This is a genomic window from Pseudomonas sp. W2Jun17, from assembly GCF_023127795.1.
Lineage (GTDB): Bacteria > Pseudomonadota > Gammaproteobacteria > Pseudomonadales > Pseudomonadaceae > Aquipseudomonas > Aquipseudomonas synxantha_A.
In genome coordinates, this window is record NZ_SPKO01000024.1 from 157,121 (window position 1) to 182,636 (window position 25,516).

21 protein-coding genes and 2 tRNA genes are annotated in these 25,516 nt (G+C 61.7%); 2 read left to right on the forward strand and 21 right to left on the reverse strand.

Features of this window, described 5'->3' with window-relative positions:
* Positions 1 to 52: 52 nt before the first annotated feature.
* From E4O98_RS12760 to leuC, 17 genes are all read right to left on the reverse strand, one after another.
* A tRNA-Val gene (locus tag E4O98_RS12760) sits at positions 53 to 128 on the reverse strand.
* A gap of 107 nt (positions 129 to 235) precedes the next feature.
* Positions 236 to 1,000 carry an SDR family oxidoreductase gene (locus E4O98_RS12765; protein ID WP_032880253.1) on the reverse strand — a complete coding sequence of 255 codons (765 nt, stop codon included), beginning with the start codon at positions 998 to 1,000 and terminating at the stop codon, positions 236 to 238.
* 11 nt (positions 1,001 to 1,011) lie between these two features.
* Entirely contained in the window at positions 1,012 to 2,223 is a 1,212-nt protein-coding gene (locus tag E4O98_RS12770) for an O-succinylhomoserine sulfhydrylase (protein WP_248135325.1), read from the reverse strand.
* A gap of 65 nt (positions 2,224 to 2,288) precedes the next feature.
* Positions 2,289 to 3,794, reverse strand: a complete 1,506-nt coding sequence (purF, locus tag E4O98_RS12775) for an amidophosphoribosyltransferase (protein ID WP_003192537.1) — start codon at positions 3,792 to 3,794, stop codon at positions 2,289 to 2,291.
* 41 nt (positions 3,795 to 3,835) lie between these two features.
* Positions 3,836 to 4,393 carry a CvpA family protein gene (locus tag E4O98_RS12780; RefSeq protein ID WP_005789751.1) on the reverse strand — a complete coding sequence of 186 codons (558 nt, stop codon included), beginning with the start codon at positions 4,391 to 4,393 and terminating at the stop codon, positions 3,836 to 3,838.
* Positions 4,394 to 4,642: 249 nt separating this feature from the next.
* The gene (locus E4O98_RS12785) at positions 4,643 to 5,299 is read right to left on the reverse strand and encodes an SPOR domain-containing protein (RefSeq protein WP_032880251.1); all 657 of its coding nucleotides are present in this window, start codon (positions 5,297 to 5,299) and stop codon (positions 4,643 to 4,645) included.
* Entirely contained in the window at positions 5,283 to 6,590 is a 1,308-nt protein-coding gene (folC, locus tag E4O98_RS12790; RefSeq protein WP_248135352.1) for a bifunctional tetrahydrofolate synthase/dihydrofolate synthase, read from the reverse strand. The genes E4O98_RS12785 and folC overlap by 17 nt, the downstream gene beginning before the upstream one ends.
* Positions 6,587 to 7,507, reverse strand: a complete 921-nt coding sequence (gene accD, locus E4O98_RS12795; protein ID WP_005789754.1) for an acetyl-CoA carboxylase, carboxyltransferase subunit beta — start codon at positions 7,505 to 7,507, stop codon at positions 6,587 to 6,589. The genes folC and accD overlap by 4 nt, the downstream gene beginning before the upstream one ends.
* A 244-nt stretch (positions 7,508 to 7,751) precedes the next feature.
* Complete coding sequence (locus tag E4O98_RS12800) at positions 7,752 to 8,384, reverse strand: phosphoribosylanthranilate isomerase (RefSeq protein ID WP_032880248.1); 633 nt, start codon at positions 8,382 to 8,384, stop codon at positions 7,752 to 7,754.
* Between the two features lie 63 nt (positions 8,385 to 8,447).
* Complete coding sequence (gene truA / locus E4O98_RS12805; RefSeq protein WP_103733785.1) at positions 8,448 to 9,272, reverse strand: tRNA pseudouridine(38-40) synthase TruA; 825 nt, start codon at positions 9,270 to 9,272, stop codon at positions 8,448 to 8,450.
* Positions 9,273 to 9,455: 183 nt separating this feature from the next.
* Positions 9,456 to 11,963 (reverse strand): FimV/HubP family polar landmark protein, encoded by a 2,508-nt coding sequence (locus tag E4O98_RS12810; RefSeq protein WP_248135353.1) that lies wholly within the window; start codon positions 11,961 to 11,963, stop codon positions 9,456 to 9,458.
* 161 nt (positions 11,964 to 12,124) lie between these two features.
* Positions 12,125 to 13,135: an aspartate-semialdehyde dehydrogenase gene (locus E4O98_RS12815; protein ID WP_032880246.1), complete on the reverse strand. Its 1,011-nt coding sequence runs from the start codon at positions 13,133 to 13,135 to the stop codon at positions 12,125 to 12,127.
* Between the two features lie 253 nt (positions 13,136 to 13,388).
* Complete coding sequence (gene asd, locus E4O98_RS12820) at positions 13,389 to 14,501, reverse strand: aspartate-semialdehyde dehydrogenase (protein WP_005789767.1); 1,113 nt, start codon at positions 14,499 to 14,501, stop codon at positions 13,389 to 13,391.
* Positions 14,502 to 14,565: 64 nt separating this feature from the next.
* The gene (gene leuB, locus E4O98_RS12825) at positions 14,566 to 15,648 is read right to left on the reverse strand and encodes a 3-isopropylmalate dehydrogenase (RefSeq protein ID WP_032880245.1); all 1,083 of its coding nucleotides are present in this window, start codon (positions 15,646 to 15,648) and stop codon (positions 14,566 to 14,568) included.
* A 53-nt stretch (positions 15,649 to 15,701) separates the two neighbouring features.
* Entirely contained in the window at positions 15,702 to 16,466 is a 765-nt protein-coding gene (locus E4O98_RS12830) for a class I SAM-dependent methyltransferase (protein WP_078821854.1), read from the reverse strand.
* A 137-nt stretch (positions 16,467 to 16,603) separates the two neighbouring features.
* Positions 16,604 to 17,248, reverse strand: a complete 645-nt coding sequence (gene leuD / locus E4O98_RS12835; protein ID WP_003192559.1) for a 3-isopropylmalate dehydratase small subunit — start codon at positions 17,246 to 17,248, stop codon at positions 16,604 to 16,606.
* A gap of 10 nt (positions 17,249 to 17,258) precedes the next feature.
* A complete protein-coding gene (leuC, locus tag E4O98_RS12840) occupies positions 17,259 to 18,677 on the reverse strand; it encodes a 3-isopropylmalate dehydratase large subunit (protein ID WP_005789773.1) in 1,419 nt (472 codons plus the stop codon).
* A gap of 140 nt (positions 18,678 to 18,817) precedes the next feature.
* Here leuC and E4O98_RS12845 point away from each other — a divergent pair, with 140 nt between their 5' ends.
* On the forward strand, positions 18,818 to 19,708 hold the full coding sequence (locus tag E4O98_RS12845) for a LysR family transcriptional regulator (RefSeq protein ID WP_005789775.1): 891 nt from the start codon (positions 18,818 to 18,820) through the stop codon (positions 19,706 to 19,708).
* A 66-nt stretch (positions 19,709 to 19,774) separates the two neighbouring features.
* Entirely contained in the window at positions 19,775 to 23,095 is a 3,321-nt protein-coding gene (locus E4O98_RS12850) for an EAL domain-containing protein (protein ID WP_248135356.1), read from the forward strand.
* Here the strand turns inward: E4O98_RS12850 and E4O98_RS12855 are convergent.
* From E4O98_RS12855 to E4O98_RS12870, 4 genes are all read right to left on the reverse strand, one after another.
* Complete coding sequence (locus E4O98_RS12855) at positions 23,034 to 24,014, reverse strand: tRNA-dihydrouridine synthase (protein ID WP_005789777.1); 981 nt, start codon at positions 24,012 to 24,014, stop codon at positions 23,034 to 23,036. The two genes, E4O98_RS12850 and E4O98_RS12855, sit on opposite strands and share 62 nt — an antisense overlap.
* 55 nt (positions 24,015 to 24,069) lie before the next feature.
* Positions 24,070 to 24,504 carry a thioesterase family protein gene (locus tag E4O98_RS12860; protein WP_005789778.1) on the reverse strand — a complete coding sequence of 145 codons (435 nt, stop codon included), beginning with the start codon at positions 24,502 to 24,504 and terminating at the stop codon, positions 24,070 to 24,072.
* An 87-nt stretch (positions 24,505 to 24,591) separates the two neighbouring features.
* Positions 24,592 to 25,131 (reverse strand): TetR/AcrR family transcriptional regulator, encoded by a 540-nt coding sequence (locus E4O98_RS12865; protein ID WP_032880240.1) that lies wholly within the window; start codon positions 25,129 to 25,131, stop codon positions 24,592 to 24,594.
* A gap of 182 nt (positions 25,132 to 25,313) precedes the next feature.
* Positions 25,314 to 25,389 (reverse strand) — tRNA-Glu (locus E4O98_RS12870).
* Positions 25,390 to 25,516: the final 127 nt, after the last annotated feature.

Consider the following 25,516-nt stretch of genomic DNA (forward strand, 5'->3'; position numbering starts at 1 on the left):
CGGTGCAACCTTTAAAGTTGCGTCTTGCCACAAGTGCAAGACTCTCAAGAAGTGGTGGGTGATGACGGGATCGAACCGCCGACCCTCTGCTTGTAAGGCAGATGCTCTCCCAGCTGAGCTAATCACCCTTTGCTTCGTTGAGGCCGCGAAATTTACGCAGATAGCGGACCTAAGTCAATAGCCTGCTTGAAGTTTTTCTGAAAAAGACAAAATCACTTCAAGACGGCTAACCGCCCTACTCGCTGTAAATCATCTTCTTGCTCATGCCACCGTCCACTACAAACTCTTGCCCGGTGACAAACCCGGCCTGACGCGACAGCAACCAGGCCACCATCGCCGCCACGTCCTCTACCGTACCGACCCTGCCCGCCGGATGCTGGGCATGATCAGCATCGGTGAGCGGCTCCGCACGGCGTGCAGCAGGATCACGCGCATCAATCCAGCCAGGGCTGACCGCATTGACCCGAACCTCTGGCCCCAGGCTCATGGCCAAGGCGTGAGTCAGGGCCAGCAAGCCACCCTTGCTCGCCGCGTAAGCTTCGGTATCCGGCTCCGATTGACGGGCCCGGGTCGAGGCCAGGTTGACGATCGCACCGCCGTGGGCGCGCAGGTACGGCGCGCAATGCTTGGCCAACAGCATCGGCCCGCCGAGGTTCACCGCCAGCACGCGATTCCAGTACGCCAGATCGAGGCTTTCCAGGGTGATATTGCGCGGGTCAGCCACGGCGGCATTGCAGACCAGCGCGTCGAGTCGCCCGAACTGCCCCAACACCTCGGCAACCCCCTGGGCCACTTGCTTCTCGTCGGCCACGTCCATGGTGATGAACCAGGCGTTATCACCCAGCACCTTGGACACCTTGGCGCCGCGCTCGCGGTCAAGGTCGGTCAACACCACCTGCCAGCCTTCGCTGATCAGCCACGCGGCAATCCCCAGACCAATGCCCCGCGCCGCGCCCGTTACCAGCGCAACGCGCCCGTTACTGGCCGCTGCGGCCTCCATGGACCACTCGATCACAAGGCCGCCAGCCCGCGGGCCAGGTCTGCCTGCAAGTCTGCTACATCTTCCAGGCCCACCGCGATACGGATCAGGCTGTCACGGATACCGGCCGCTTCACGCTCCTGCGGCGCCAGGCGCCCATGAGAGGTGGTGCTCGGGTGAGTGATGGTGGTCTTGCTGTCACCCAGGTTGGCGGTAATGGAGATCAAGCGCGTCGCATCGATAAAGCGCCAGGCGCCGTCTTTGCCGCCCTTGACTTCGAAACTCACCACCGCACCAAAACCACGCTGCTGGCGCTGGGCCAAGGCGTGTTGCGGGTGGCTCTTGAGGCCAGCGTAGTGCACCTTCTCGATACCGTCCTGCTGCTCCAGCCACTCGGCCAGGGCCTGGGCGTTGGCGCAATGGGCTTTCATGCGCAGGCTGAGGGTTTCCAGACCCTTGAGGAAGATCCAGGCATTGAACGGGCTCAGGGTCGGGCCGGCGGTACGCAGGAAGCCCACCACTTCCTTCATCTGCTCGCTGCATCCAGCCACCACGCCGCCCATGCAACGGCCCTGGCCGTCGATGAACTTGGTTGCCGAGTGCACCACGATGTCCGCACCCAGCTTCAGCGGTTGCTGCAAGGCCGGGGTGCAGAAGCAGTTATCCACCACCAGCATCGCACCCTTGGCGTGGGCGACTTCGGACAGCGCAGCGATGTCGACCAACTCGGCCAGCGGGTTCGACGGCGATTCGACGAACAGCAGCCTGGTATTGGCCTTGATCGCCGCATCCCAGCCGGACAAATCCGCCAGGGGCACGTAATCCACTTCGATACCGAAGCGCTTGAAGTACTTCTCGAACAGGCTGATGGTCGAGCCGAACACGCTGCGCGACACCAGCACATGGTCGCCAGCGCTGCACAGGCTCATCACCACCGCCAGGATGGCCGCCATGCCGGTCGCGGTCGCCACAGCCTGCTCAGCGCCCTCCAGGGCCGCGATACGCTCTTCGAACGCGCGCACGGTCGGGTTGGTGTAGCGCGAGTACACGTTGCCCGGCACCTCACCGGAAAAACGCGCCGCAGCGTCGGCCGCCGTGCGGAACACGTAGCTTGAGGTGAAGAACATCGGGTCACCGTGCTCCCCTTCCGGGGTGCGGTGCTGGCCGGCGCGCACAGCCAGGGTATCGAAAGCTACGCCATCGAGGTCGCTGTCCAACCGACCGGCATCCCATTCCTGACTCATGCTGCGACTCCTTACTCAATACGTTATTTAAGATACAAAACCGGCCCCTCAGGGCCGGTGTCTACTCAGTTGTTGTACAGGTCGATGATCGCGCTGACCGCCTGGGTCTTGATCTTGGACGAGTCGTTACGCGCCTGCTCGATCTTGTTCAGGTAAGCCTCGTCGACATCTCCGGTCACGTACTTGCCGTCGAACACGGCGCAGTCGAACTGCTCGATCTTGATCTTGCCCCCGCCAACCGCTTCGATCAGGTCCGGCAGGTCCTGGTAGATCAACCAGTCGGCGCCGATCAGGTCGGCCACGTCCTGGGTCGAACGATTATGCGCAATCAGCTCATGGGCGCTCGGCATGTCGATACCGTACACGTTCGGGTAACGCACCGCAGGCGCCGCAGAACAGAAGTACACGTTCTTCGCCCCGGCTTCGCGGGCCATCTGGATGATCTGCTTGCAGGTGGTGCCGCGTACGATGGAGTCGTCCACCAGCATCACGTTCTTGCCGCGGAACTCAAGCTCGATGGCGTTGAGCTTCTGACGCACCGATTTCTTGCGCGCAGCCTGGCCGGGCATGATGAACGTACGGCCGATGTAGCGGTTCTTGACGAAGCCTTCGCGGAACTTGACGCCCAGGTGGTTGGCCAGCTCCAGCGCAGCGGTACGACTGGTGTCCGGAATCGGGATAACCACATCGATGTCGTGCTCTGGACGCTCGCGCAGGATCTTCTCGGCCAGCTTCTCGCCCATGCGCAGACGCGCCTTGTAGACCGACACACCGTCGATGATCGAGTCGGGACGCGCCAGGTAGACGTGCTCGAAGATGCACGGGGTCAGCTTCGGCGCAACGGCGCACTGGCGGGTGTGCAGCTTGCCGTCTTCGGTGATGTAGACAGCCTCGCCCGGCGCCAGGTCGCGGATCAGGGTGAAGCCCAGTACATCCAGGGACACGCTTTCGGACGCGATCATGTACTCGACGCCTTCGTCGGTGTGACGCTGGCCGAACACAATCGGGCGGATGCCGTGGGGGTCGCGGAAACCGACGATGCCGTACCCGGTGATCATCGCCACCACGGCATAACCACCGACGCAACGGTTGTGCACGTCGATCACGGCAGCAAACACGTCTTCTTCGGTCGGCTGCAACTTGCCGCGCTGGGCCAGTTCGTGGGCGAACACGTTGAGCAGCACTTCCGAGTCGGAACTGGTGTTGACGTGGCGCAGGTCAGATTCGTAGATCTCCTTGGCCAGCTGTTCAACGTTGGTCAGGTTACCGTTGTGCGCCAGGGTGATGCCGTAAGGCGAGTTGACGTAGAACGGTTGAGCTTCGGCCGAAGTCGAACTACCGGCAGTCGGGTAGCGCACATGGCCAATGCCCATGTGCCCGACGAGGCGCTGCATGTGACGCTGATGGAACACGTCACGCACCAGGCCATTGTCCTTGCGCAGGAATAACCGGCCGTCGTGGCTGGTCACAATACCGGCAGCGTCCTGGCCGCGGTGCTGGAGGACGGTTAGCGCGTCATACAGCGCCTGATTGACGTTCGACTTACCGACGATACCGACGATGCCACACATGCGACGCAACCCCTACTTAATGAATCTTGACTGAACACAGCTTACTGAGGCGTTTGCGCCGGCAAGAGGTGTTCCTTGAACGGAAGATCAGCGGGTACGCTGATTCCGCTGGCCAGCCACTGACTGCTCCACCCCAATATGAGGTTCTTGGACCAATCTGCAACCAATAGAAATTTTGGCACGAGTACAGACTCCTGCCACCACGAATCCTGCTGTACCGGCCCCAGGCTCAACAGCCCGACCGCCACAACCACCAGCAACGCGCCACGCGCGGCGCCGAAGGCCATGCCGAGAAATCGATCGGTCCCGGAGAGGCCGGTGACACGTATCAACTCGCCAATAAGATAATTGACCATTGCCCCCACCAGCAGCGTGGCGATGAACATGATGGCGCAGCCCGCGATGACGCGAGCCGAAGGTGTCTCTATGTACCCGGCCAGGTAGACCGACAGTGAACCACCGAACATCCAGGCTACGACTCCTGCGATGATCCAGGTCAGCAACGACAGTGCTTCTTTTACAAAGCCGCGGCTCAGACTGATCAAAGCGGAGATGGCGACGATTGCAACGATCGCCCAATCAACCCAGGTAAATGGCACAGTGCAGCCTACGTACGGATAAGGCGGCGCATTTTAGCAGAGCGCCGGGCTATCGGTAAGCGGTGATTGCGGCTGCTTTGCAAATCAATAGATTGGGCAGTGTGAACGCCATTTCAAGCCCACCATAAACCAATGTGGGAGGGGGCTTGCTCCCGATTGAAGTGTGTCAGTATCAGATGTACTGACTGACCCACCGCTATCGGGAGCAAGCCCCCTCCCACACTTAGATTGCGTTAATGCCTGCTTGAATCAGCCGCGCTCCGGCTGGAAGCGCACCACAAACCCATTGAGGTTCTGCTGGCGACCCAGCAAATCGCGCAGGCGATCAGCCTCGGCGCGCTCGATCAGCGGCCCGACAAACACACGATTCTTGCCATCGGCACTGCGGATATAGGCGTTATAACCCTGGGCACGCAGCTTTTTCTGCAAGGCGTCGGCACTTTCGCGATTGGCCAGGCTGGCGAGCTGGATCGACCAACTGATCGGCAGGCCATTGGGATCAATGCGGCTCTGGCCCACATCCGGTTTACCCGGCGCAGCAGGCTGCGGCGCCACAGGCTTGGGCGTTGGCGCCGGTGCAGGCGGTTTGGCAGCGACAGCCGGTGCCGGCGTCGGCTTGACCACCGGCACACTTGGCTGCACCGGCATCGAAGGAGCCGGTTGCGTGGCGACCTCCTCCTCGACAGGTACAGGTTCTTCCGGCAACGCCTGAGGCTCGGGCACCACCACCGGCTCGACCTGAACCTGGGGCACCACCGGCGCCTGGGGCGCAGCGGGCGCTTCAACCACCACCTGGCGCTGCTCGTCCTGACGGGAAAACAGCATCGGCAGGAAGATGACTGCCAACGCCACCAATACCAGGGCTCCAACCATTCGCTGCTTGTATGCGCTATCCAGTAATGCCATGTGCAGCTTCCTCCGTGGAGCGCCGGGCCAGCCATTCGAGCGCCTCGGCAACACAATAAAATGATCCGAACAACAGGATTTCGTCCTCTGCCGTAGCCACCGCACACTGCGCTTCAAGGGCGGCAGTGATGCTTGCATACGACGTCACGGGCGCGCCAAGGTTCTGCAAGGCGGTCTGCAGCTCAACCGCCGGCCGGCTGCGCGGCGTATCCAGCGGCGCAACAGCCCAAGACTGAACACTGCCAAGCAACGGCGCAACCACCCCATCCAGATCCTTGTCGGCCAACAGCCCGAACACCGCCAGGCGACGGCCGGCCGGTGGCGTGCGCGCCAGGCGCTGCGCCAAATAGTGAGCCGCATGGGGGTTGTGCCCCACATCCAGCAACAGGTTCAGGCGCTTGCCTTGCCAGTCGAGCACCCGACGATCCAGGCGCCCCACCACTTTCGTCGCCCGCAGGGTTGCGCCGATCTGCTCGGCATCCCACGGCAGATCCAGCAGCAAATAGGCTTGCAGCGCGAGCGCAGCGTTTTCCATCGGCAGGTTCAGCAGCGGCAAATCAAGCAACTCGACCACCTTGCCACGGGCATCACGCCCGCGCCATTGCCAATGGGTCGCACCGATATCGAGATTGAATTCACGGCCGCGCAGGTAGAACGGGCAATCCAGTTCGCGCACCTTGTCCAGCAAAGGTTGCGGCGGATCCAGGTCGCCACACAGCGCCGGCCTGCCCTGGCGGAAAATCCCGGCCTTTTCATAGGACACGGACTCGCGGGTATTGCCCAGGTAGTCGGCATGATCAACACCGATGCTGGTGACCAGAGCAAGGTCGGCATCCACCACATTGACCGTATCCAGGCGCCCGCCGAGGCCGACTTCCAGTACGACCACATCCAGTTGCGCACGCTCAAACAGCCAGAACGCCGCCAGGGTGCCCATCTCGAAATAGGTCAGGGAAGTATCGCCACGCCCGGCATCCAGGGCAGCGAAGGCTGCGCACAACTGCTCGTCCGTGGCTTCGACGCCATTGAGCTGTACCCGCTCGTTGTAGCGCAGCAGGTGCGGCGAGCTGTACACGCCGACCTTCAGGCCCTGGGCCTGCAACAGCGCCGCGACAAAGGCACAGGTGGAGCCCTTGCCATTGGTGCCGGTCACCGTGATCACACGCGGTGCCGGCTGGCCCAACCCGAGGCGGGCCGCTACCTGTTGCGAGCGCTCCAGGCCCATGTCGATGGCGGACGGATGCAACTGCTCAAGGTAGGCGAGCCATTCGCCCAGGGTACGTTGGGTCATAGGTTTGCAGGCACCGGCGGCACGACGATTGGCTCGACTTTAGGCGCGACGTACACAGGCGTCGGCAGGCCCATCATTTGCGCCAGCAGGTTACCCAGGCGTGGACGCAGTTCGCCACGCGGGATGATCAGGTCGATAGCACCGTGCTCCAGCAGGAACTCGCTGCGCTGGAAGCCTTCCGGCAGCTTCTCGCGCACGGTTTGCTCGATCACACGCGGGCCGGCAAAACCGATCAGCGCCTTGGGCTCGCCGACGATCACATCGCCGAGCATCGCCAGGCTGGCGGAAACGCCGCCGTAGACCGGGTCGGTCAGTACCGAGATGAACGGAATGCCTTCTTCGCGCAGACGCGCCAGTACCGCCGAGGTCTTGGCCATTTGCATCAGGGAGATCAGCGCTTCCTGCATACGCGCACCACCGGAGGCGGCGAAGCAGATCATCGGGCAACGGTTTTCCAGGGCGTAGTTGGCCGCACGCACAAAGCGCTCACCGACGATGGCGCCCATGGAACCGCCCATGAAGGAAAACTCGAAGGCCGAGACCACCACCGGCATGCCCAGCAGCTTGCCGCTGACCGAGATCAGCGCGTCCTTCTCGCCGGTCTGCTTCTGCGCACCGACCAGACGGTCCTTGTACTTCTTGCTGTCGCGGAACTTGAGACGGTCGACCGGCTCCAGGTCAGCGCCCAGTTCGTTGCGGCCATCGGCATCCAGGAAGATGTCGATGCGCGCGCGCGCGCCGATACGCATGTGGTGATTGCACTTGGGGCAAACATCCAGGGTCTTTTCCAGCTCCGGGCGGTACAGCACCGCGTCGCAGGACGGGCACTTGTGCCACAGACCTTCAGGAACCGAGCTTTTCTTCACCTCGGAACGCATGATCGAAGGGATCAGTTTGTCTACTAACCAGTTGCTCATGCTTTCTTTCTCCAGTACCGGTGGCTTGAACACAGCCCCGCGTATGCCCTTGAGCTAAATTCATATGTGGCGATGATGCCTGCGGGACGGGGTCAGACGTTGGACCTGCCATTTCCCGCCTGCATCCTCAGCCTTCCAGACAACCTGCCAGCGCAGGGTTGCCACTTCATTTCCGGGCCACCCACAGGCGGCGCCGGGCTGTTTTACACAGTGGTAGTTATGGACGGCGGCAGACTGCCAGCCGTCACATCCCGCCACTGCTGTTGCGCACGGCCTGCATGAATGCGCGAATCCTGTTGTGATCCTTGATGCCCTTGCCCTGCTCCACCCCACCGCTGACGTCCACGGCATACGGCCGCACCTGCTCGATGGCAGCCCCGACGTTCACAGGGTTGAGCCCACCGGCCAGGATGATCGGCTTGCTCAACCCTTCGGGAATCAGCGACCAATCGAACGCCTCACCCGTACCACCCGGTACGCCTTCGACGTAGGTGTCGAGCAGGATCCCGCGAGCGCCGATATACGCGGCACACGCCGCGGCGATATCGTCGCCCGTCTTGACCCGCAACGCCTTGATGTACGGGCGCTGATAACTCTCACACTCATCAGGCGTTTCATCGCCGTGGAACTGCAGCATGTCCAGCGGCACCGCATCCAGGGTTTCATTGAGTTCGCAGCGACTGGCGTTGACGAACAAGCCCACGGTGGTCACGAAAGGCGGCAGCGCCGCAATGATGGCCCGCGCCTGCAGCACATTCACCGCGCGCGGGCTTTTGGCATAAAACACCAGACCGATGGCATCGGCCCCTGCCTCGACTGCCGCCAGCGCGTCTTCTATGCGGGTAATCCCGCAAATCTTGCTGCGAACGGCTGACATGTCGTAGGAACCTCAGGGTTGGACCGAGAAAGTCCCGGATGTTAACAAAAGCTTTTCCGGGCGTCAGCCGCCAAGTTCACTGAAACCTGTGAGGAAGTGTGGCCCGATAAAGCGTTCCGGCAACTGGAACTCGTCGCGGTACTCCACATCCACCAAATACAGGCCAAACGGGTGCGCCGTGACGCCACCCGTGCGACGGATGCGGCTTTCCAGCACTTCCCTGGCCCACTCAACCGGGCGCTCGCCGGCGCCGATGGTCATCAGCACGCCGGCAATGTTGCGCACCATGTGATGCAGGAACGCCCCGGCGCGAATATCCAGCACGATCATCTTGCCGTGGCGGGTGACTCGCAGGTGATGAACTTCCTTGATCGGCGACTTGGCCTGGCACTGGCCGGCGCGGAAGGCGCTGAAGTCATGCACGCCCACCAGGTGCTGCGCGGCCTCGGCCATGCGCTCGGCATCCAGTGGGCGGTGGTTCCAGGTAATTTCTTCATTGAGATGCGCGGGCCGGATCTGATCGTTGTAGATCACGTAGCGGTAACGCCGGGCGATGGCCTTGAAGCGTGCATGAAAATGCGCCGGCATGACCTTGGCCCAGCTCACACTCACGTCGTGGGGCAAATTGATATTCGCCCCCATCACCCACGCCTTCATCGACCGCTCGGCCTGGGTGTCGAAGTGCACCACCTGGCCACACGCGTGTACGCCAGCGTCGGTACGCCCGGCGCACATCAGCGACACCGGCGAGTCAGCGACTTTGGACAGGGCGTTTTCGAGGGTTTCCTGCACCGTCAGCACGCCGGAGGCCTGACGCTGCCAGCCGCGATAGCGCGAGCCTTTGTATTCCACGCCCAGGGCGATGCGGTAAAAGCCGGCGGCCGCCATTTCGGCGGCCGCGTTATCTATATTTGCCAAGAACTGAGAGCCTGATGAGTTGCGCAAAGGCGGGCATTATAAAGGCGTCGGATGCCTGACGGGCGTTTTGTTATGGATCGATGCCAAACAAATGTGGGAGGGAGCAAGTCGAATCGTCGCACCGCCCCTCCCACACTGTTATAGCGCCTGGCTTTAGATTCGGCCGAGCATTTCCTTGGCTTCGCCACGCTGGTCTTCGTTGCCTTCGACCAAGACTTCATCAAGGATGTCTTTAGCGCCATCGGCATCACCCATGTCGATGTAAGCCTGGGCCAAGTCGAGCTTGGTAGCGACTTCATCCGTGCCTGAGAGGAAATCGAAATCCGGTTCATCATCACCGCCCAGCGCGGCATCCTCGGCCGTGAAGGTCGGCTCGATCGGCGGGTGCTCCAGGCTCTGGGACAATCGGTCCAACTCGGCATTGACGTCGTCCAGTTCCGAGGCAAACGCATCGGGCTTGGCTGCCGGGGCCGTCGGCTCATCAGCCAGGGACAGGTCAAAGTCTTCCGGCAACTCGAATTCGTCCAGCGCGGCAGGTGTCAGGGTGGGCGGCTCGACAGGCGGCACGTCCTTCATCTGCTCCTCAAGTCCCGAGAAGAAGTCGTCATCGGATTTCGACGCTGGCGGATCCAGTTGCAGGTCCAGGTCAAAGTCCGAGAGATCCTGCGCATCGGCCTTTGCCTCAGTCTGTTGTTGCAGCAGTGCTTCAAAGGTTTGCTGGTCCCGGGCGATCTCGGCCGGCGAGGCAGCTTCCAGCTCATCCAGGCTAAGGTCAAAATCGTTGTCGAAGGTGTCCGCCGGCTCAGGCGCGGCCGGCTTGTCATCGAGCAAATCCTTGACGTACTGCGCATCGAGAGCCGCAGCAGCCACGGCGGCGCTGACGCCCGCTGCCAGCACGGCCATGGCCGGGAAGCGGCTCTTGAGCTGCTCGACCTGGGCGTGGTTCTCACCGTTGGCGACCAATTGCCGCTCCTGGGTGACGAAGCCGTCCTTGTCATTCTGCAGGCCGTAGACTTCCATCAGCTTCAAACGCAGGTCGCTGCGCTTGGGCTCATGCTTGATGGCTTGTTCAAGCACATCAGCCGCCTGGTTCAGGTGGCCGCGGTCGATATGGGACTGGGCCTGAGCCAATGCATCGCTGGAATTCTCCTGGGCAACAGCGACGGCCAGGGGTGCGAGCACGGAAGCGACAGTCGGCACGACAACCGGCTCAGCCACCGGGGCAGGCGCTGGCGCGGCGCCCAGCTTGACGCTCGGCGGCGGCACTTCAAGGCCTTCAAAACTGTCGGGCGGCAGGTCCTGGTCAATATTGGGCGTGAACTCAGGCTCTTCGGCCAGCGCCCGCGCCATGCGCAGATGCTTTTCCTCTTCGCGGCGGGCATTGCGATGGCGCGCCCACAGCAACAGAAGCAGCAGCACCACCAGGATGCCTGCCCCGCCAATGATGCCGAGGATAATAGGGTTGGTCAGCAAGTCATTGAACTTGCCTTCGGTGGTAGCAGGTGCCGCGACCGGCTTGGGCGGTTCAGCGGCGGGTGCAGGGGTTGCAGCGGGCGCCGCAGGCTCTGCTGCGGGCTCACCTGCCAGCTGCGCAGGGATTGCAGCCGTAGCCGGCTCACCGTTTTGCGCCTGCAAGCGAGCCAACTGGTCATTCTTCAACTGAATCAGCTTTTGCAACTTGTCCAACTGGCTTTGCAAGTCGGCGGCGCGGCTCTTCAGTTCTTCGTTATCGCGGCGGGTGGTGTCCAGCTCTTCCTGGGTCATCGCCAGCTTGTCGCTCAATGCACGGTTATCACCGGCCTTGCCCTTCGTACCTTGCTTGGCGGCTTCGGCCGAGACCAGGCTCAAGTTGTCCTTGGCCTGGGTGCTCGTCGGCGCATTGCCGGCCTGGGTACGCTTGGTCGCATCCAACTGCGCCTTGCCGGCCACTTGGCCCTTGGGGGTACGACGGCCCTGACGCCATGCGGCGTTCTGCGCGCTGACTTCGGCGATCGCTTGAGGCTGCGCCAGCGCCGTACTTTGCGTGACATCTGGCAGGCGCAGGACCTGGCCGGTTTTCAGGCGGTTGATATTGCCATCGATAAAAGCGTCAGGGTTGAGCGCCTGGATCGCCAGCATCGTCTGCTGGACCGAGGCGCCGTTACGATTCTTCGCGGCGATTTCCCACAAGGTGTCGCGGGACGTGGTGGTGTGCTGGGCGGGCGTGCCGGCGGCAGGTGCGGTACTGGCCGGCGCGCTGGCAGTCGGTGCCGGCTGGTCGAACTTGGCCGGGTCGAGCAGTACGCTGTAGTCACGCATCAAACGGCCATTGGGCCATTGCACCTGCAGCAGGAAGCGCACATAGGAATCGGGCAGCGGCTTGCTGGAGGTCACGCGCACCACGCTGCGACCTTCGGGGTTGATCACCGGGGTGAACGTCAGGTCATCGAGAAACGCCTGGCGGTCAACACCCGCATCCACGAAGGCCTGGGCAGAAGCCAGGCTCGGAGTGATCTCGGCCGCCGTGAGGCCGCCCACATCACGCAATTCGATTTCCACCGACAGCGGCTGGTTCAACTTCGACTTGAGGGTCATCTCCCCAAGTTGCAGCGCCTGCGCCATACCGGAGGACAGCGCCGAGGCGGCCGCTATTGCTAACACCAGTTTGCGAACTTGAACCATAGCCTCATCCTTTGTTTGAACGCTCCCCGCCCTGCGAGAAGGTTGGTAACCGCTGCCATAAGGCATGGCGAGCCGATAGGTCACCGACGCGCTTGTGTTTCACTTGGGACCAAGCATAGCGCCTGGCTAGAATCAATCTACAAATTGCCGCCAAGTATCTTTTACACAAGGCCTTTTATCAACAACTGCGCCAGCTCCACAGCGTTCAGGGCCGAGCCCTTGCGTACGTTATCTGACGTCAACCACAGATTTAGTTCCGCGGGGTCGTCGACACCTGCACGTACGCGTCCTACGTAAACCACATCCTGGCCGACCGCATCGCCTACAGCCGTTGGGTAATCGCCCTCCTCAACCAGCTCGATACCCGGCGCAGCATCGAGTGCACGGTTGACTGCGGCCAGATCGACCGGCGCGGCCAATTGCAACGACACTGTCAGGCTATCGCCGAAAAACACCGGGGCTTGAACGCAGGTTGCGGAAATCTTTAGCAAAGGTGTTTCCAGCACGGCACGCAGCTCGTGTACGAGGCGTGTCTCCAAGGCTGTATGACCTTGGGCGTCTGGCGTACCGACTTGAGCCAGCAGGTTGAACGCCATTTGCCGATCGAAGAACTTCGGTTCCAGTGGACGCACGTTCAATAACTCAGCGGTCTGCCGCGCCAACTCGCTGACGGCCTCCCGGCCCTGGGCAGAGACCGCCAGGTTGGCGGTGACATTCACGCGCTGGATGTCCACCAAACCCCGCAACGGCGCGAGCACTACCGCCAGGTAGGTGGCAGACGGGCTTGGGCTGGCGAGCTGGAACGGCTTTTTCAAACCGTTCAACACCTGGGCGTTGGCCTGCGGCACCACTGGCGGCGCCTGTTCGGCAGGCAATGCACCGGACAAGTCGATCACCGAACAGCCAGCGGCTGTGGCGCGCGGGGCGAAACTCAGGGTCACCGCCGGGCCTGCTGCGAAGAACGCCAACTGCGCCTTGCTGAAATCGAACTCGTCGACCTCTTTGACCCGCACGTTCTTGCCACGAAACGGCACCGAAGCCCCCGCCGAGTTGCTGCCCGCCAGCAAATACAGGGTGCCTACCGGGAAATCCAGCTCTTCGAGGATCTGCACCAGTGTTTCACCCACAGTGCCGGTGGCACCGATCACGGCGATTTCAAAGGTCTGGGTCATGGGGGCTGCCTCGGGCATTGCAGGGGGGAGCGGCACTTTACCGGGTGGCTGGGGGTGAGGCAATTAGCCTGGGCCTTGTGGTGTGGCTGATGGCGCTATCGCAAGCAAGCCCCCCTCCCACACTTGCCCTCCATTTCAAGGTTGGAACTGGGTTGAATGTGGGAGGGGGCTTGCTCCCGATAGCGCCCGACAGAACAATAAAAAACCCCGCGCCTGTCACCAGAGCGCGGGGTTCTTCAATGCAAGAAAGCGATCAACGCTCCAGCAAAATCCGCAACATGCGACGCAGCGGTTCAGCCGCGCCCCACAGCAGCTGGTCGCCGACGGTGAACGCACCGAGGAACTGGCTACCCATGTTCAGCTTGCGCAGACGGCCCACCGGTACATTCAGGGTGCCGGTGACCTTGGTCGGGCTCAGCTCCTGCATGCTGATATCGCGGTTGTTCGGCACCAGCTTGACCCAAGGGTTGTGCTGGCTGATCAGCCCTTCGATATCGGCGATCGGCACGTCTTTGTTCAGCTTGATGGTCAACGCCTGGCTATGGCAACGCATGGCGCCAATGCGCACGCAGATGCCGTCCACCGGAATCGGGTTCTTGAAGCGACCGAGGATCTTGTTGGTCTCGGCCTGGGCCTTCCACTCCTCGCGGCTCTGACCGTTGGGCAGTTCCTTGTCGATCCACGGGATCAAGCTACCAGCCAATGGCACGCCGAAGTTCTCGGTCGGGTAGGCGTCGCTGCGCATGGCTTCGGCCACACGACGGTCGATGTCGAGAATCGCGCTGGCCGGGTCGGCCAGTTGATCGGCGACAGCGGCATGGGTCGCGCCCATCTGCTTGATCAGCTCGCGCATGTTCTGCGCACCGGCACCGGAAGCCGCCTGATAGGTCATGGCACTCATCCACTCGACCAGGCCGGCTTCGAACAGGCCACCGAGCCCCATCAGCATCAGGCTGACGGTGCAGTTGCCGCCCACGTAGTTCTTGGTGCCGGCATCCAGTTGCTGGTCGATGACCTTACGGTTGACCGGATCAAGGATGATCACCGCGTCATCCTGCATACGCAGGCTGGAAGCGGCGTCGATCCAGTAACCCTGCCAGCCGGCTTCGCGCAGCTTGGGGAAGACTTCGCTGGTGTAGTCGCCACCCTGGCACGTCAGGATCACGTCGAGGGTCTTCAACTCTTCAATGCTGTAGGCGTCCTTGAGCGGGGCAATATCCTTGCCCACGGACGGCCCTTGGCCACCTACGTTCGAAGTGGTGAAAAACACCGGCTCAATAAGATCGAAATCCTGCTCTTCCAGCATCCGCTGCATGAGCACGGAACCGACCATACCGCGCCAACCGATCAGACCTACACGTTTCATCGCAACTACACCTTGTTAAAAAGTGGGCCGCCTTGCAGCAAGAACTGCAAGCGGGCCCGAGAGATTACAGATTCCGCAGCGCGGCGACTACTGCGTCGCCCATTTCTTGCGTTCCGACCCTGGTGCAGCCCTGGGACCAGATGTCCCCGGTGCGCAAGCCCTGGTCCAGTACCAGGCTGACGGCTTTCTCGATCGCGTCGGCCGCTTCACTCAGGTTGAAGGTGTAACGCAGCATCATCGACACCGACAAAATGGTCGCCAGCGGGTTGGCAATGCCCTGGCCTGCGATGTCCGGCGCCGAACCGTGACACGGCTCGTACATGCCCTTGTTGTTGGTGTCCAGGGACGCCGACGGCAACATGCCGATGGAACCTGTGAGCATGGACGCCTGGTCGGACAGGATGTCGCCGAACAGGTTGTCGGTGACGATCACGTCGAACTGCTTGGGCGCACGCACCAGTTGCATCGCGGCGTTGTCGACGTACATGTGGCTCAGTTCGACGTCCGGGTAATCCTTGGCCACTTCCTCAACGATTTCGCGCCACAGTTGGCTGGAGGCCAGCACGTTGGCTTTATCCACCGAGCACACCTTTTTGCCACGCACACGGGCCATATCGAAACCGACCCGGGCAATACGGCGGATTTCGCTCTCGCTGTACGGCAGGGTGTCGTAGGCCTGGCGCTCGCCATTTTCCAACTCGCGCACGCCCCGTGGCGAGCCGAAGTAGATACCGCCGGTCAGCTCACGCACGATCAGGATATCCAGGCCCGCCACCACTTCCGGCTTGAGGCTTGAGGCATCGGCGAGTTGCGGGTAGAGGATCGCCGGGCGCAGATTGCCGAACAGGCCCAGTTGCGCGCGGATTTTCAACAGGCCGCGCTCCGGGCGGATGTCACGCTCGATCTTGTCCCACTTCGGGCCGCCCACGGCGCCGAGCAACACGGCGTCGGCCGCCCGGGCACGGTCCAGGGTTTCGTCAGCCAGGGGCACGCCGTGTTTGTCGATAGCGGCGCCGCCGATCACGTCGTGGCTCAGCTCGAAGCCCAGGCTGTACTTGGCGTTTGCAAGCTCCAGCACCTTGACCGCTTCGGCCATGATTTCCGGACCAATACCGTCGCCAGGGAGAATCAGAATCTGCTTGCTCATGGGTTCCTCATTTCATCAAGCGACCCGCCCGTGGGCAGGTCGGGAAAAATCAATCAACGCTGGGCAAAGACCACCAGCACGTCGGTGCTGAAGGTGCCGTCGGCCTGAATTTCGTAATAATCGCGCACTTCCTGGCCCATCGCCCTTTGCAGCTCAAGGATTGCCGCACGCAGCACCTCTGGCGTGCGCATGCGCTCGACCCACGAGGTGTACTCCAGGCGCAGGCGCTGGCGCAGACTGTTACGCACATGCAGACCGGACTCGCTGAGTTGCTGCATCCACTCGGCGGCGGCGTAATCTCGCACGTGACTGGTGTCGCGCAGCACTTCGACGGTTTGCAGGTAAGTGTCCAGCAATGGGCTACCCGGTGACAAGACATCCACAAACGCCGCCACCCCGCCCGGCTTGAGCACGCGGCGCACTTCCCGCAGGGCCAGGCCCAGGTCACTCCAGTGGTGGGCCGAATAACGGCTGAACACGAAGTCGAACTCGCCATCGGCGAACGGCAGACGCTCGGCGGCGCCGTGGACGGTGCGGATATTGTGCAGGCCGCGATCTTTCGCGGCGGCGGTGACCACGTCGAGCATCTGCCGGGACAGGTCATAGGCCACCACTTCTTTAACCAGAGGCGCCACCTGGAAACTCACATGACCGGCACCGCAACCCAGGTCCAGCAGCCGTGCAGCGCCCTGCCCGGCCAGCTCTGCCTGCAGCAGCGCAAACTCGGTGCCCTGGGCGTGCACGGCACTGCTCAGGTAGGCCGCAGCCTGTTCGCCGAATTGTTTTTGCACGACTTGGGTGTGGGCGGTGGTAGTCATGGGCTTTCCTCAATGGACCTTGTGGTGTTTGTTCTGGCCCTATCGGGAGCAAGCCCCCTCCCACATGTTGATATGCGAACGCATTCAAATGTGGGAGGGGGCTTGCTCCCGATGGCGGCGGTCCTGCCTACCGCAAATCAGGCATCGCGAAACAACCAAGGCTGGCTCGCCCGATGTTTGGCTTCAAACGCCGCAATCGCATCGCCGTCCTGCAAGGTCAGGCCGATATCGTCCAGGCCGTTGATCAGGCAATGCTTACGAAACGCATCCACCTCGAAGTGATACACCTTGCCATCCGGACGGGTGACGGTCTGCGCGGCCAGGTCCACGGTCAGCTGATAACCCACATTCGCTTCCACTTGCTGGAACAGCTCATCCACTTCGGCATCGCTCAAGATGATCGGCAACAGGCCGTTCTTGAAGCTGTTGTTGAAGAAGATGTCGGCATAGCTGGGCGCGATGATGCTGCGAAAGCCGTACTCTTCCAGGGCCCACGGCGCGTGTTCACGGCTGGAGCCGCAACCGAAGTTTTCCCGGGCCAGCAACACACTGGCCCCCTGATAGCGCTCGGCATTGAGCACAAAGTCTTTGTTCAGCGGGCGCTTGGAGTTGTCCTGGTAGGCGTAGCCCACATCCAGATAGCGCCACTCATCGAACAGGTTGGGGCCAAAACCGGTGCGCTTGATCGACTTCAAGAACTGCTTGGGGATGATCTGGTCAGTGTCCACGTTGGCACGGTCCAACGGCGCTACAAGACCTGTGTGCTGGGTAAAAGCTCTCATCGGGTATTCCTCAGATCAATTCGCGAACGTCGATGAAACGACCGTTGACGGCAGCGGCGGCGGCCATGGCCGGGCTGACCAGGTGGGTGCGGCCACCGGCGCCCTGACGCCCTTCAAAGTTACGGTTGGAGGTGGACGCGCAATGCTCGCCCGACTCCAAACGGTCCGGGTTCATCGCAAGGCACATCGAACAGCCCGGCTCACGCCACTCAAAACCGGCTTCGAGGAAGATCTTGTCCAGGCCTTCAGCTTCGGCTTGCGCCTTCACCAGGCCGGAACCCGGTACCACAATGGCTTGCTTGATGGTCGAGGCAACCTTGCGGCCCTTGGCGATCACCGCCGCGGCGCGCAGGTCTTCGATCCGCGAGTTGGTGCAGGAGCCAATGAACACGCGATCCAACTGGATGTCGGTGATCGCCTGGTTGGCCTTCAAGCCCATGTACTTCAGGGCGCGCTCGATGGAGCCGCGCTTGACCAGGTCGGCCTCTTTGGCCGGGTCCGGTACGTTCTGGTCAACGGCCAGGACCATTTCCGGCGAAGTGCCCCAGCTGACTTGCGGCTTGATCTGCGCAGCGTCGAGTTCGACCACGGTGTCGAACACCGCATCGGCGTCGGACACCAGGTCTTTCCAGGCTTCGACGGCGGCGTCCCAATCGGCGCCTTGCGGGGCAAACGGGCGACCTTTGACGTACTCCACGGTTTTCTCATCCGCCGCCACCATGCCCACACGGGCACCGGCCTCGATGGACATGTTGCAGATGGTCATGCGCCCTTCGATGGACAAGTCGCGAATGGCGCTGCCGGCGAATTCGATGGCGTGGCCGTTACCGCCGGCGGTGCCGATCTTGCCGATCACGGCGAGCACGATGTCCTTGGCGGTCACGCCAAACGGCAATTGGCCTTCGACGCGTACCAGCATGTTCTTCATTTTCTTGGCGACCAGGCACTGGGTGGCGAACACATGTTCCACCTCGGAGGTGCCGATGCCATGGGCCAGGGCGCCGAACGCACCGTGGGTAGAGGTGTGGGAGTCGCCGCAGACCACGGTCATGCCCGGCAAGGTCGCACCCTGCTCCGGCCCGATCACATGGACGATGCCCTGGCGCACGTCATTCATCTTGAATTCGGTGATGCCGTATTCGTCGCAATAGTCGTCGAGGGTTTGCACCTGCAAACGCGAAACCTGGTCGGCAATGGCCTCGATACCGCCCTTGCGCTCAGGAGTGGTCGGCACGTTGTGGTCCGGCGTGGCGATGATGGAGTCGACGCGCCAAGGCTTGCGCCCGGCCAGTCGCAGGCCTTCGAACGCTTGGGGCGAGGTCACTTCATGGATGATGTGACGGTCGATATAGATCAGCGACGATCCATCATCGCGACGTTTCACTTCATGGGAATCCCAAAGCTTGTCGTAAAGCGTTTTGCCGGCCATCAGTCGGTCCTCATCAGCGGTGTTTCTATACGCCGGGCTTTTCAATAACCCTTTGGCTTGTGAGGCTGATGGTATGGCGCTACATTAAATAACTCAAATTCATATTTTTTATGCTTTGGATTACCAACTGGAATAGCACCATGGATCTGGCCAACCTCAATGCTTTTATCGCCATCGCCGAGACCGGCAGCTTCTCGGGGGCCGGCGAACGCCTGCACCTGACGCAGCCCGCCATCAGCAAACGCATCGCGGGCCTGGAGCAGCAATTGAAAGTGCGTTTGTTTGATCGCTTGGGCCGTGAAGTCGGCTTGACCGAAGCCGGCAGGGCCTTGCTGCCGCGCGCTTATCAAATCCTCAACGTGCTGGACGACACCCGCCGCGCCCTGACCAACCTTACAGGCGAAGTTAGCGGGCGCCTCACTCTGGCCACCAGCCACCATATAGGCCTGCACCGCCTGCCACCGATCCTGCGCACCTTCACACGGCAATACCCAAACGTGGCACTGGATATTCAGTTTTTGGATTCAGAAGTGGCCTACGAAGAAATACTCCATGGTCGCGCCGAAGTGGCGGTAATCACCCTGGCGCCCGAGCCCCACCATCTGGTGCGCGCCTCGCCGGTATGGGATGACCCGCTGGACTTTGTGGTAGCGCCGGAACACAGCCTGATCAGCAACGGCTCCATCAGCCTGGCCGATATCGCCAGGCACCCGGCGGTGTTTCCCGGCGGCAACACCTTTACGCACCATATTGTCAGCCGCCTGTTCGAAGCCCAGGGGCTTGCGCCAAATATTGCGATGAGCACCAACTACCTGGAAACCATCAAGATGATGGTGTCCATCGGCCTGGCCTGGAGCGTGTTGCCGCGCACCATGCTCGATGATCAAGTGGCAAGTATCGCTTTGCCGGGCATACAACTCAGTCGCCAGCTAGGCTATATCGTGCATACAGAAAGGACGCTATCGAACGCTGCGCGGGCTTTCATGAGCCTGCTGGATGCACAGGTCGATCTGCCAGGGTTACCGGCATGACACTGTGCGGCCTCGGGTTTCAAGGAAAACCGCGCTGTCTTCTCACCGAGCCAAGGCCCATTGACAATGCGCAACCCCGGCGACCCCGTACCCCCCCTGCCCCGCATCTACGCCCTGGACCCCCAAGCGGCGGAGCAAAGCTGGGACAGTGCCCCGCAATTGCTGGCAGCCCTGAATGCCGCCCAGCTGGGCGCCTGGTGCTGGGAAATCGACACGGGAAGAATCAGTTGGTCACGGGGTACTCAAGCGTTATTCGGCTTTGACCCGCATCAACCCTTGCCCAAGGACCTCGACTACCTTGACTTGCTGGCCCCGCAAGACAGCGCACGGGTGGTGCGTGGTTTTCACGCGGTCCTGGCAGGAGAGCCGTTCGAACGGGCCATGCACCATCGCATCCAGTGGCCCGATGGCAGCCTGCACTGGCTGGAAATCAGCGGCAGCCTCGCGCCGGAAAAAGCCGGACGGCGCCGCATGATCGGAGTGATCCGCGAGATCACCCATCAGCGCGACCGCGAACACGCCCTCAGCCACTCCGAAAAGCGCTTCGCCACATTGTTCCATTTATGCCCGAACATGGTGCTACTGACCCGCCAGGCCGATGGCTTGATCAGCGAAGCCAACCAGTATTTCGAAATGCTGTTCGGCTGGCCGGTGGCCGATGCCATCGGCCGTACCACCCTGGAACTGGGCCTGTGGCGCCATCCGGAGCAGCGTGCACTGCTGGTCAAGGCCACCCAGCGCAAAGGCGAACCCATCACCATGGAGGTGCAGTTCTGCGCCAGCAACGGCCAGATCCACGACGGCACGCTCAGCGCCCAGAAGGTGGAACTGGACGGTGAGGCTTACCTGATCAGCACGTTCCTGGACACCACCGAACGCAAAAACGCCGAGCAAGCGCTCAAAGACAGCCAGGAGCGCCTCGACCTGGCCCTGGACTCCGCGCAACTGGGCGCCTGGGATTGGCACATCCCCAGCGGCATGCTCTACGGCTCGGCCCGCGCCGCCCAACTGCACGGGCTCGAACCCGCGCCCTTTCATGAATCCTTCGATGCATTTTTCGAAGGGATGTCCGACCAGGATCGCGAGGGTATGCGCAATGCCTACCGCAGCTTGCGTGAAGGCCCGGACGGCAACTACCAATTGACCTACCGCGTGCAGTTGGAGGACGGCAGCCCACGCTATCTGGAAAGCCGTGCGCGCCTGTACCGCGACGAAGCAGGCAAACCCCTGCGCATGGCGGGCACCTTGCTGGATATCACCGATCAGGTCGAACGCGAGCAACGCCTCACCGCCTCCGAGGAAAAATTTGCCAGCCTGTTCCAGGCCAGCCCCGACCCTATCTGCGTGACCTGCCTGGAAAGCGGCGCTTTTATCGAGATCAACCCGGCGTTTACCCAGACCTTTGGCTGGACAGCCGCCGAAGTACTGGACAAAAGCGCCGAACAAATCGGCCTGTGGGACGACTCCAGCAAGCGCCTGCAACGCATCGAGCGGGTGATTCGCGAACAGGCCCTGAGCAATGTGGCCATCGTGGTGCATCACAAGGACGGCCAAAGCCTGACCTGCGTCATCTCCAGCCGCTTGATCAAGGTCAGCGACCAACCCTGCATCGTCACCACCCTTCGGGATATCACCCAGCAGCAACGCTCGGAAGCTGCCCTCAAGGCCAGTGAAGAGAAGTTCGCCAAGGCGTTTCACTCCAGCCCCGACGCGATTTCAATCACCGAACGCGACACCGGCCGTTATGTGGAGGTCAATGACGGTTTTTGCCGCCTGACCGGTTACCGCACCGAAGAAGCCATCGGCCTGACCCTGTACCAGATCGGCATCTGGGCCGATGAAAACCAGCGCGCGGCATTATTGGCCGAGTTGCAGATCAAGGGCCGCATCCATCATCTGGAAATGCTCTGGCACAACAAACGAGGCGAGGTGCTGGCGGTGGAGGTCTCGGTCGAGCCGATCACCCTGAACGAAACCCCCTGCCTGCTGCTGACCGCACGAGACGTCAGCCTGCTGAAAAACGCCCAGGCGCAGATCCGCCACCTGGCCTATCACGACCCGCTCACCAACCTGCCCAATCGCGCACTGCTGATGGACCGCCTGAGCCAGCAGATCGCCCTGCTCAAGCGCCACAACCTGCGCGGCGCCCTGCTGTTCCTCGACCTCGACCACTTCAAGCACATCAACGATTCCCTCGGCCACCCGGTGGGCGATACCGTGTTGAAAATCGTCACCGCACGCCTGGAAGCCAGCGTGCGCATGGAGGACACCGTGGCACGCCTGGGCGGCGATGAGTTTGTGGTGCTGCTCAGCGGTCTTGAGGGTAAGCGCCAGGAGGTCAGCGACCAGGTGCAAAGCGTGGCCGATACATTGCGTGAGTTGCTGTCGGAGCCGATGTTCCTTGACGGCCATCGTTTGCAGGTCACGCCCAGCATCGGCGTAGCGCTTATTCCCGACCACGGCACCACGCCAGCCGATTTGCTCAAGCGTGCCGACATCGCCCTGTACCGCGCCAAGGATTCAGGGCGCAATACCACACAGATGTTCCACAACAGCATGCAAAAAACCGCCAGCGAGCGCCTTCGCATGGAGACCGACCTGCGCCTGGCCCTGTCACGCGGCGAGTTCAGCGTGCATTACCAGCCCCAGGTGGATGCGCGTGGCAACCGGATTGTGGGGGCCGAGGCCCTGGTGCGCTGGCAACATCCGCAACTGGGCGCGCAGTCGCCGACGGAATTTATCAAGGTATTGGAAGACAGCGGCCTGATCCTGGAAGTCGGCACCTGGATTCTCGATGAAGCCTGCGGCGCCTTTGCCCAGTTGATTGCCGACGGTCTGGTAGACCCGCTCAATTTCAGCCTGTGCGTGAATATCAGCCCGCGGCAGTTTCGCCAGAACGACTTTGTGGAACGGGTAGAACACAGCCTCAAGCAGCATCAACTGCCCTCCAGCCTGCTGAAACTGGAGATCACCGAAGGCATCGTGATCCAGAACCTGGACGATACCGTGGCGAAGATGCGTCGCCTGAAAAAGCTCGGCGTGAGCTTCGCAATGGATGACTTCGGCACCGGCTACTCATCCCTGACCTACCTCAAGCGCCTGCCCGTGGATGCATTGAAAATCGATCAGTCATTCGTACGCGATGCCACCCACGACCCTAATGACGCCGAGATCATCCGCGCCATCGTAGCCATGGCGCGCAGCTTGAACCTGGACGTGATCGCCGAGGGCGTGGAAACCCCGGAGCAACTGGCGTTCCTGCAAAAGCTGGGCTGCCATTTATTCCAGGGTTATCTGCACAGCCGTCCGTTGCCGATAGAAGGCTTCAGGCGGTTGCTGGAACAGGGTCGAGCGGGACCGGATGCTGCATGCCCAGCAGACGGCTGACGCATTGCAGGTCGGTCTCGCGGCGCAGCGCGGTGAACAGCTCCACCGCCTGCGGGTAGTTGCGCGTCAGCATCGCCAGCCATTGCTTCAAGCGGCCGGGTGCCTGTTTTTCAGTCAGTTGCGCCACCGACTGGCGCCAGAACTCCTGAAGCATCGGCTGCATCTGCGCCCAGGTCATCTCGACCACTTCCTCACCGGCCTTGGCCGCCACAATCTGCCTTGCCAGGTCAGGACGCGCCACCAGGCCACGGCCGAGCATGATGTCTTCGGCGCCACTGATTTCACGGCAACGCTTCCAATCTTCGACGCTCCAGATATCACCATTGGCAAATACCGGCACCTTGACCACGTCCTGCACCCGCGGGATCCACTCCCAGTGGGCCGGCGGCTTGTAGCCATCGGCTTTGGTGCGCGCGTGGACGACGATATGTGCAGCACCGCCCTCGGCCAACGCGGTGGCGCATACCAGCGCGCCATCCGGGCTGTCGAAGCCCAGGCGCATCTTGGCGGTCACGGGAATGTGGGCGGGCACGGCACGGCGCACGTGCTCGACGATCTGGTTGAGCAGCTCCGGCTCCTTGAGCAGCACCGCGCCACCCCGGGACTTGTTGACGGTCTTGGCCGGGCAACCAAAGTTCAGGTCAATCACCTCAGACCCCAGCTCGCAGGCCAGGGCAGCGTTTTCGGCCAGGCACACCGGGTCGGAGCCGAGCAGTTGCACACGCAGCGGCACACCCGCAGCGGTATGGGCACCGTGCAGCAGTTCCGGCGCGAGCTTATGGAAATACGCAGGGGTGAGCAGGCGGTCGTTGACGCGAATAAATTCGGTCACACACCAATCGATACCGCCCACGTGGGTCAACACGTCCCGCAGGATGTTGTCGACCAACCCCTCCATGGGCGCCAAAGCAATTTGCATGGAAAACACTCAACAAAAATCGTGGCGCAGTTTACTGGGTTTCCGGCGAGGACCGTTAACCCCCTGTCAGGGCGGGACCGTAACCTTCAATAAACTCGGCAGGCATACGCTTGGGTTTGCCGCTGGACAACTCGATGCACACAAAGGTGGTTTGCGCGCGCAGCAGCGTCGCGCCGTCGCGGGGGCGTACCAGTTGGAAACGACGGGTCATTTTCAGGCGCTGATCCCAGTCGACGATCCAGGTGGCCAGTTGCAGCTCATCGCCTTCATAGCCTGCCGCCAGATAATCGATCTCATGGCGTACCACCGCCATGGCGCGGTCCAGGCGGCGATACTCGGTGAGGTCCAGACCCAGGCGCTGGGAGTGGCGCCAGGCGCAACGCTCAAGCCAGGACACGTACACCGCGTTGTTGGCGTGCCCGAGGCCGTCGATGTCTTCAGGCGCAACCTGCAGATCGATGATAAACGGCGTTGCCAAATCCCAGCCCATGCCTTGCTCCAGTCGATTGATGTCGGCGGGGCAGTGTATCAGGCGGTTTGCCGCTGCTGTAGACGGCGGCAGTCGAGGCGCGCCTCTTCAGCGCACCGCCGACTTGGCCGCTCGGATTACGCGGTCCGACAACTCACCCGGCCCCAGTGCGCGAGCCAATGTCAGGCCACCCACCATCAAGGCCATGTCCGCCAGCGCCTTGTCGATGTCTTCAGGGCTGTCGGCCAGCTGTGCAGTCATCAGCTCCACGTGCTCGCTCAAGACCTCGCGAAATGCGTCGGGCAAGCGACCCATCTCGCCAACTGTGGCCGGCAAGGGGCAGGCCTGGGAGGTTGAATCACGATGCTTGCGTGACAGATAGAAGGCCGCCACCAGCGCCCGACGCTCTTCGCCGGTGAGCTGCGCGTCCAGATCGTCGATAGAGGCCCGGCGCTGCGCCAGCAACTGGCTGAACGCCTCCAGCATCAACGCGTCCTTGCTTTCAAAGTGCGCGTAGAAACCACCGACGGTCAGCCCTGCCGCCCCCATGACCTCCCCCACACTCGGCTCAGCCGGGCCGCGCTGGATCAATGCCGCGCTGGCAGCCTGCAAAATACGTTCGCGGGTTTGCGCTTTTTTATCGCTCATCAAGGCCTCCGTCTTTCATGGGTTGGATATTATTACCATAATAATATTGCGCAAGCGAAAGGTACGACCGCCGGTCAGAACAAAAAAATGGAATCAATCAAGAAAATGGCCGAACGCCAGACAAACAAAAGGGCCATTCAATAATTGAATGACCCTTAAAAATCCCGCAAAGCGGGTAATCGTGGCGTCCCCTAGGGGACTCGAACCCCTGTTACCGCCGTGAAAGGGCGGTGTCCTAGGCCACTAGACGAAGGGGACAAAACCTTCTGTACATCTGATCAGAGCTGAGACCTGATCAATTCAAGGACGGTGTGGCCGGAACCTTGAACCTGTAAATTGGTGGAGCTAAACGGGATCGAACCGTTGACCTCTTGCATGCCATGCA

Excerpts from the sequence above, each read along its gene's own strand:
- E4O98_RS12855 (WP_005789777.1), bottom strand. The coding sequence starts at position 24,014 with ATGCAAATTGCTTTGGCGCCCATGGAGGGGTTGGTCGACAACATCCTG.
- E4O98_RS12815 (WP_032880246.1), bottom strand. The coding sequence starts at position 13,135 with ATGACCCAGACCTTTGAAATCGCCGTGATCGGTGCCACCGGCACTGTG.
- E4O98_RS12785 (WP_032880251.1), bottom strand. The coding sequence starts at position 5,299 with ATGGCATTACTGGATAGCGCATACAAGCAGCGAATGGTTGGAGCCCTG.
- E4O98_RS12845 (WP_005789775.1), top strand. The coding sequence starts at position 18,818 with ATGGATCTGGCCAACCTCAATGCTTTTATCGCCATCGCCGAGACCGGC.
- truA (WP_103733785.1), bottom strand. The coding sequence starts at position 9,272 with ATGGCGGCCGCCGGCTTTTACCGCATCGCCCTGGGCGTGGAATACAAA.
- leuB (WP_032880245.1), bottom strand. The coding sequence starts at position 15,648 with ATGAGCAAGCAGATTCTGATTCTCCCTGGCGACGGTATTGGTCCGGAA.
- purF (WP_003192537.1), bottom strand. The coding sequence starts at position 3,794 with ATGTGTGGCATCGTCGGTATCGTCGGTAAGTCGAACGTCAATCAGGCG.
- E4O98_RS12770 (WP_248135325.1), bottom strand. The coding sequence starts at position 2,223 with ATGAGTCAGGAATGGGATGCCGGTCGGTTGGACAGCGACCTCGATGGC.
- E4O98_RS12860 (WP_005789778.1), bottom strand. The coding sequence starts at position 24,504 with ATGGGCTGGGATTTGGCAACGCCGTTTATCATCGATCTGCAGGTTGCG.
- E4O98_RS12765 (WP_032880253.1), bottom strand. The coding sequence starts at position 1,000 with ATGGAGGCCGCAGCGGCCAGTAACGGGCGCGTTGCGCTGGTAACGGGC.
- E4O98_RS12850 (WP_248135356.1), top strand. The coding sequence starts at position 19,775 with ATGCGCAACCCCGGCGACCCCGTACCCCCCCTGCCCCGCATCTACGCC.
- E4O98_RS12800 (WP_032880248.1), bottom strand. The coding sequence starts at position 8,384 with ATGTCAGCCGTTCGCAGCAAGATTTGCGGGATTACCCGCATAGAAGAC.
- leuD (WP_003192559.1), bottom strand. The coding sequence starts at position 17,248 with ATGAGAGCTTTTACCCAGCACACAGGTCTTGTAGCGCCGTTGGACCGT.
- asd (WP_005789767.1), bottom strand. The coding sequence starts at position 14,501 with ATGAAACGTGTAGGTCTGATCGGTTGGCGCGGTATGGTCGGTTCCGTG.
- E4O98_RS12810 (WP_248135353.1), bottom strand. The coding sequence starts at position 11,963 with ATGGTTCAAGTTCGCAAACTGGTGTTAGCAATAGCGGCCGCCTCGGCG.
- E4O98_RS12830 (WP_078821854.1), bottom strand. The coding sequence starts at position 16,466 with ATGACTACCACCGCCCACACCCAAGTCGTGCAAAAACAATTCGGCGAA.
- folC (WP_248135352.1), bottom strand. The coding sequence starts at position 6,590 with ATGACCCAACGTACCCTGGGCGAATGGCTCGCCTACCTTGAGCAGTTG.
- leuC (WP_005789773.1), bottom strand. The coding sequence starts at position 18,677 with ATGGCCGGCAAAACGCTTTACGACAAGCTTTGGGATTCCCATGAAGTG.
- accD (WP_005789754.1), bottom strand. The coding sequence starts at position 7,507 with ATGAGCAACTGGTTAGTAGACAAACTGATCCCTTCGATCATGCGTTCC.
- E4O98_RS12865 (WP_032880240.1), bottom strand. The coding sequence starts at position 25,131 with ATGAGCGATAAAAAAGCGCAAACCCGCGAACGTATTTTGCAGGCTGCC.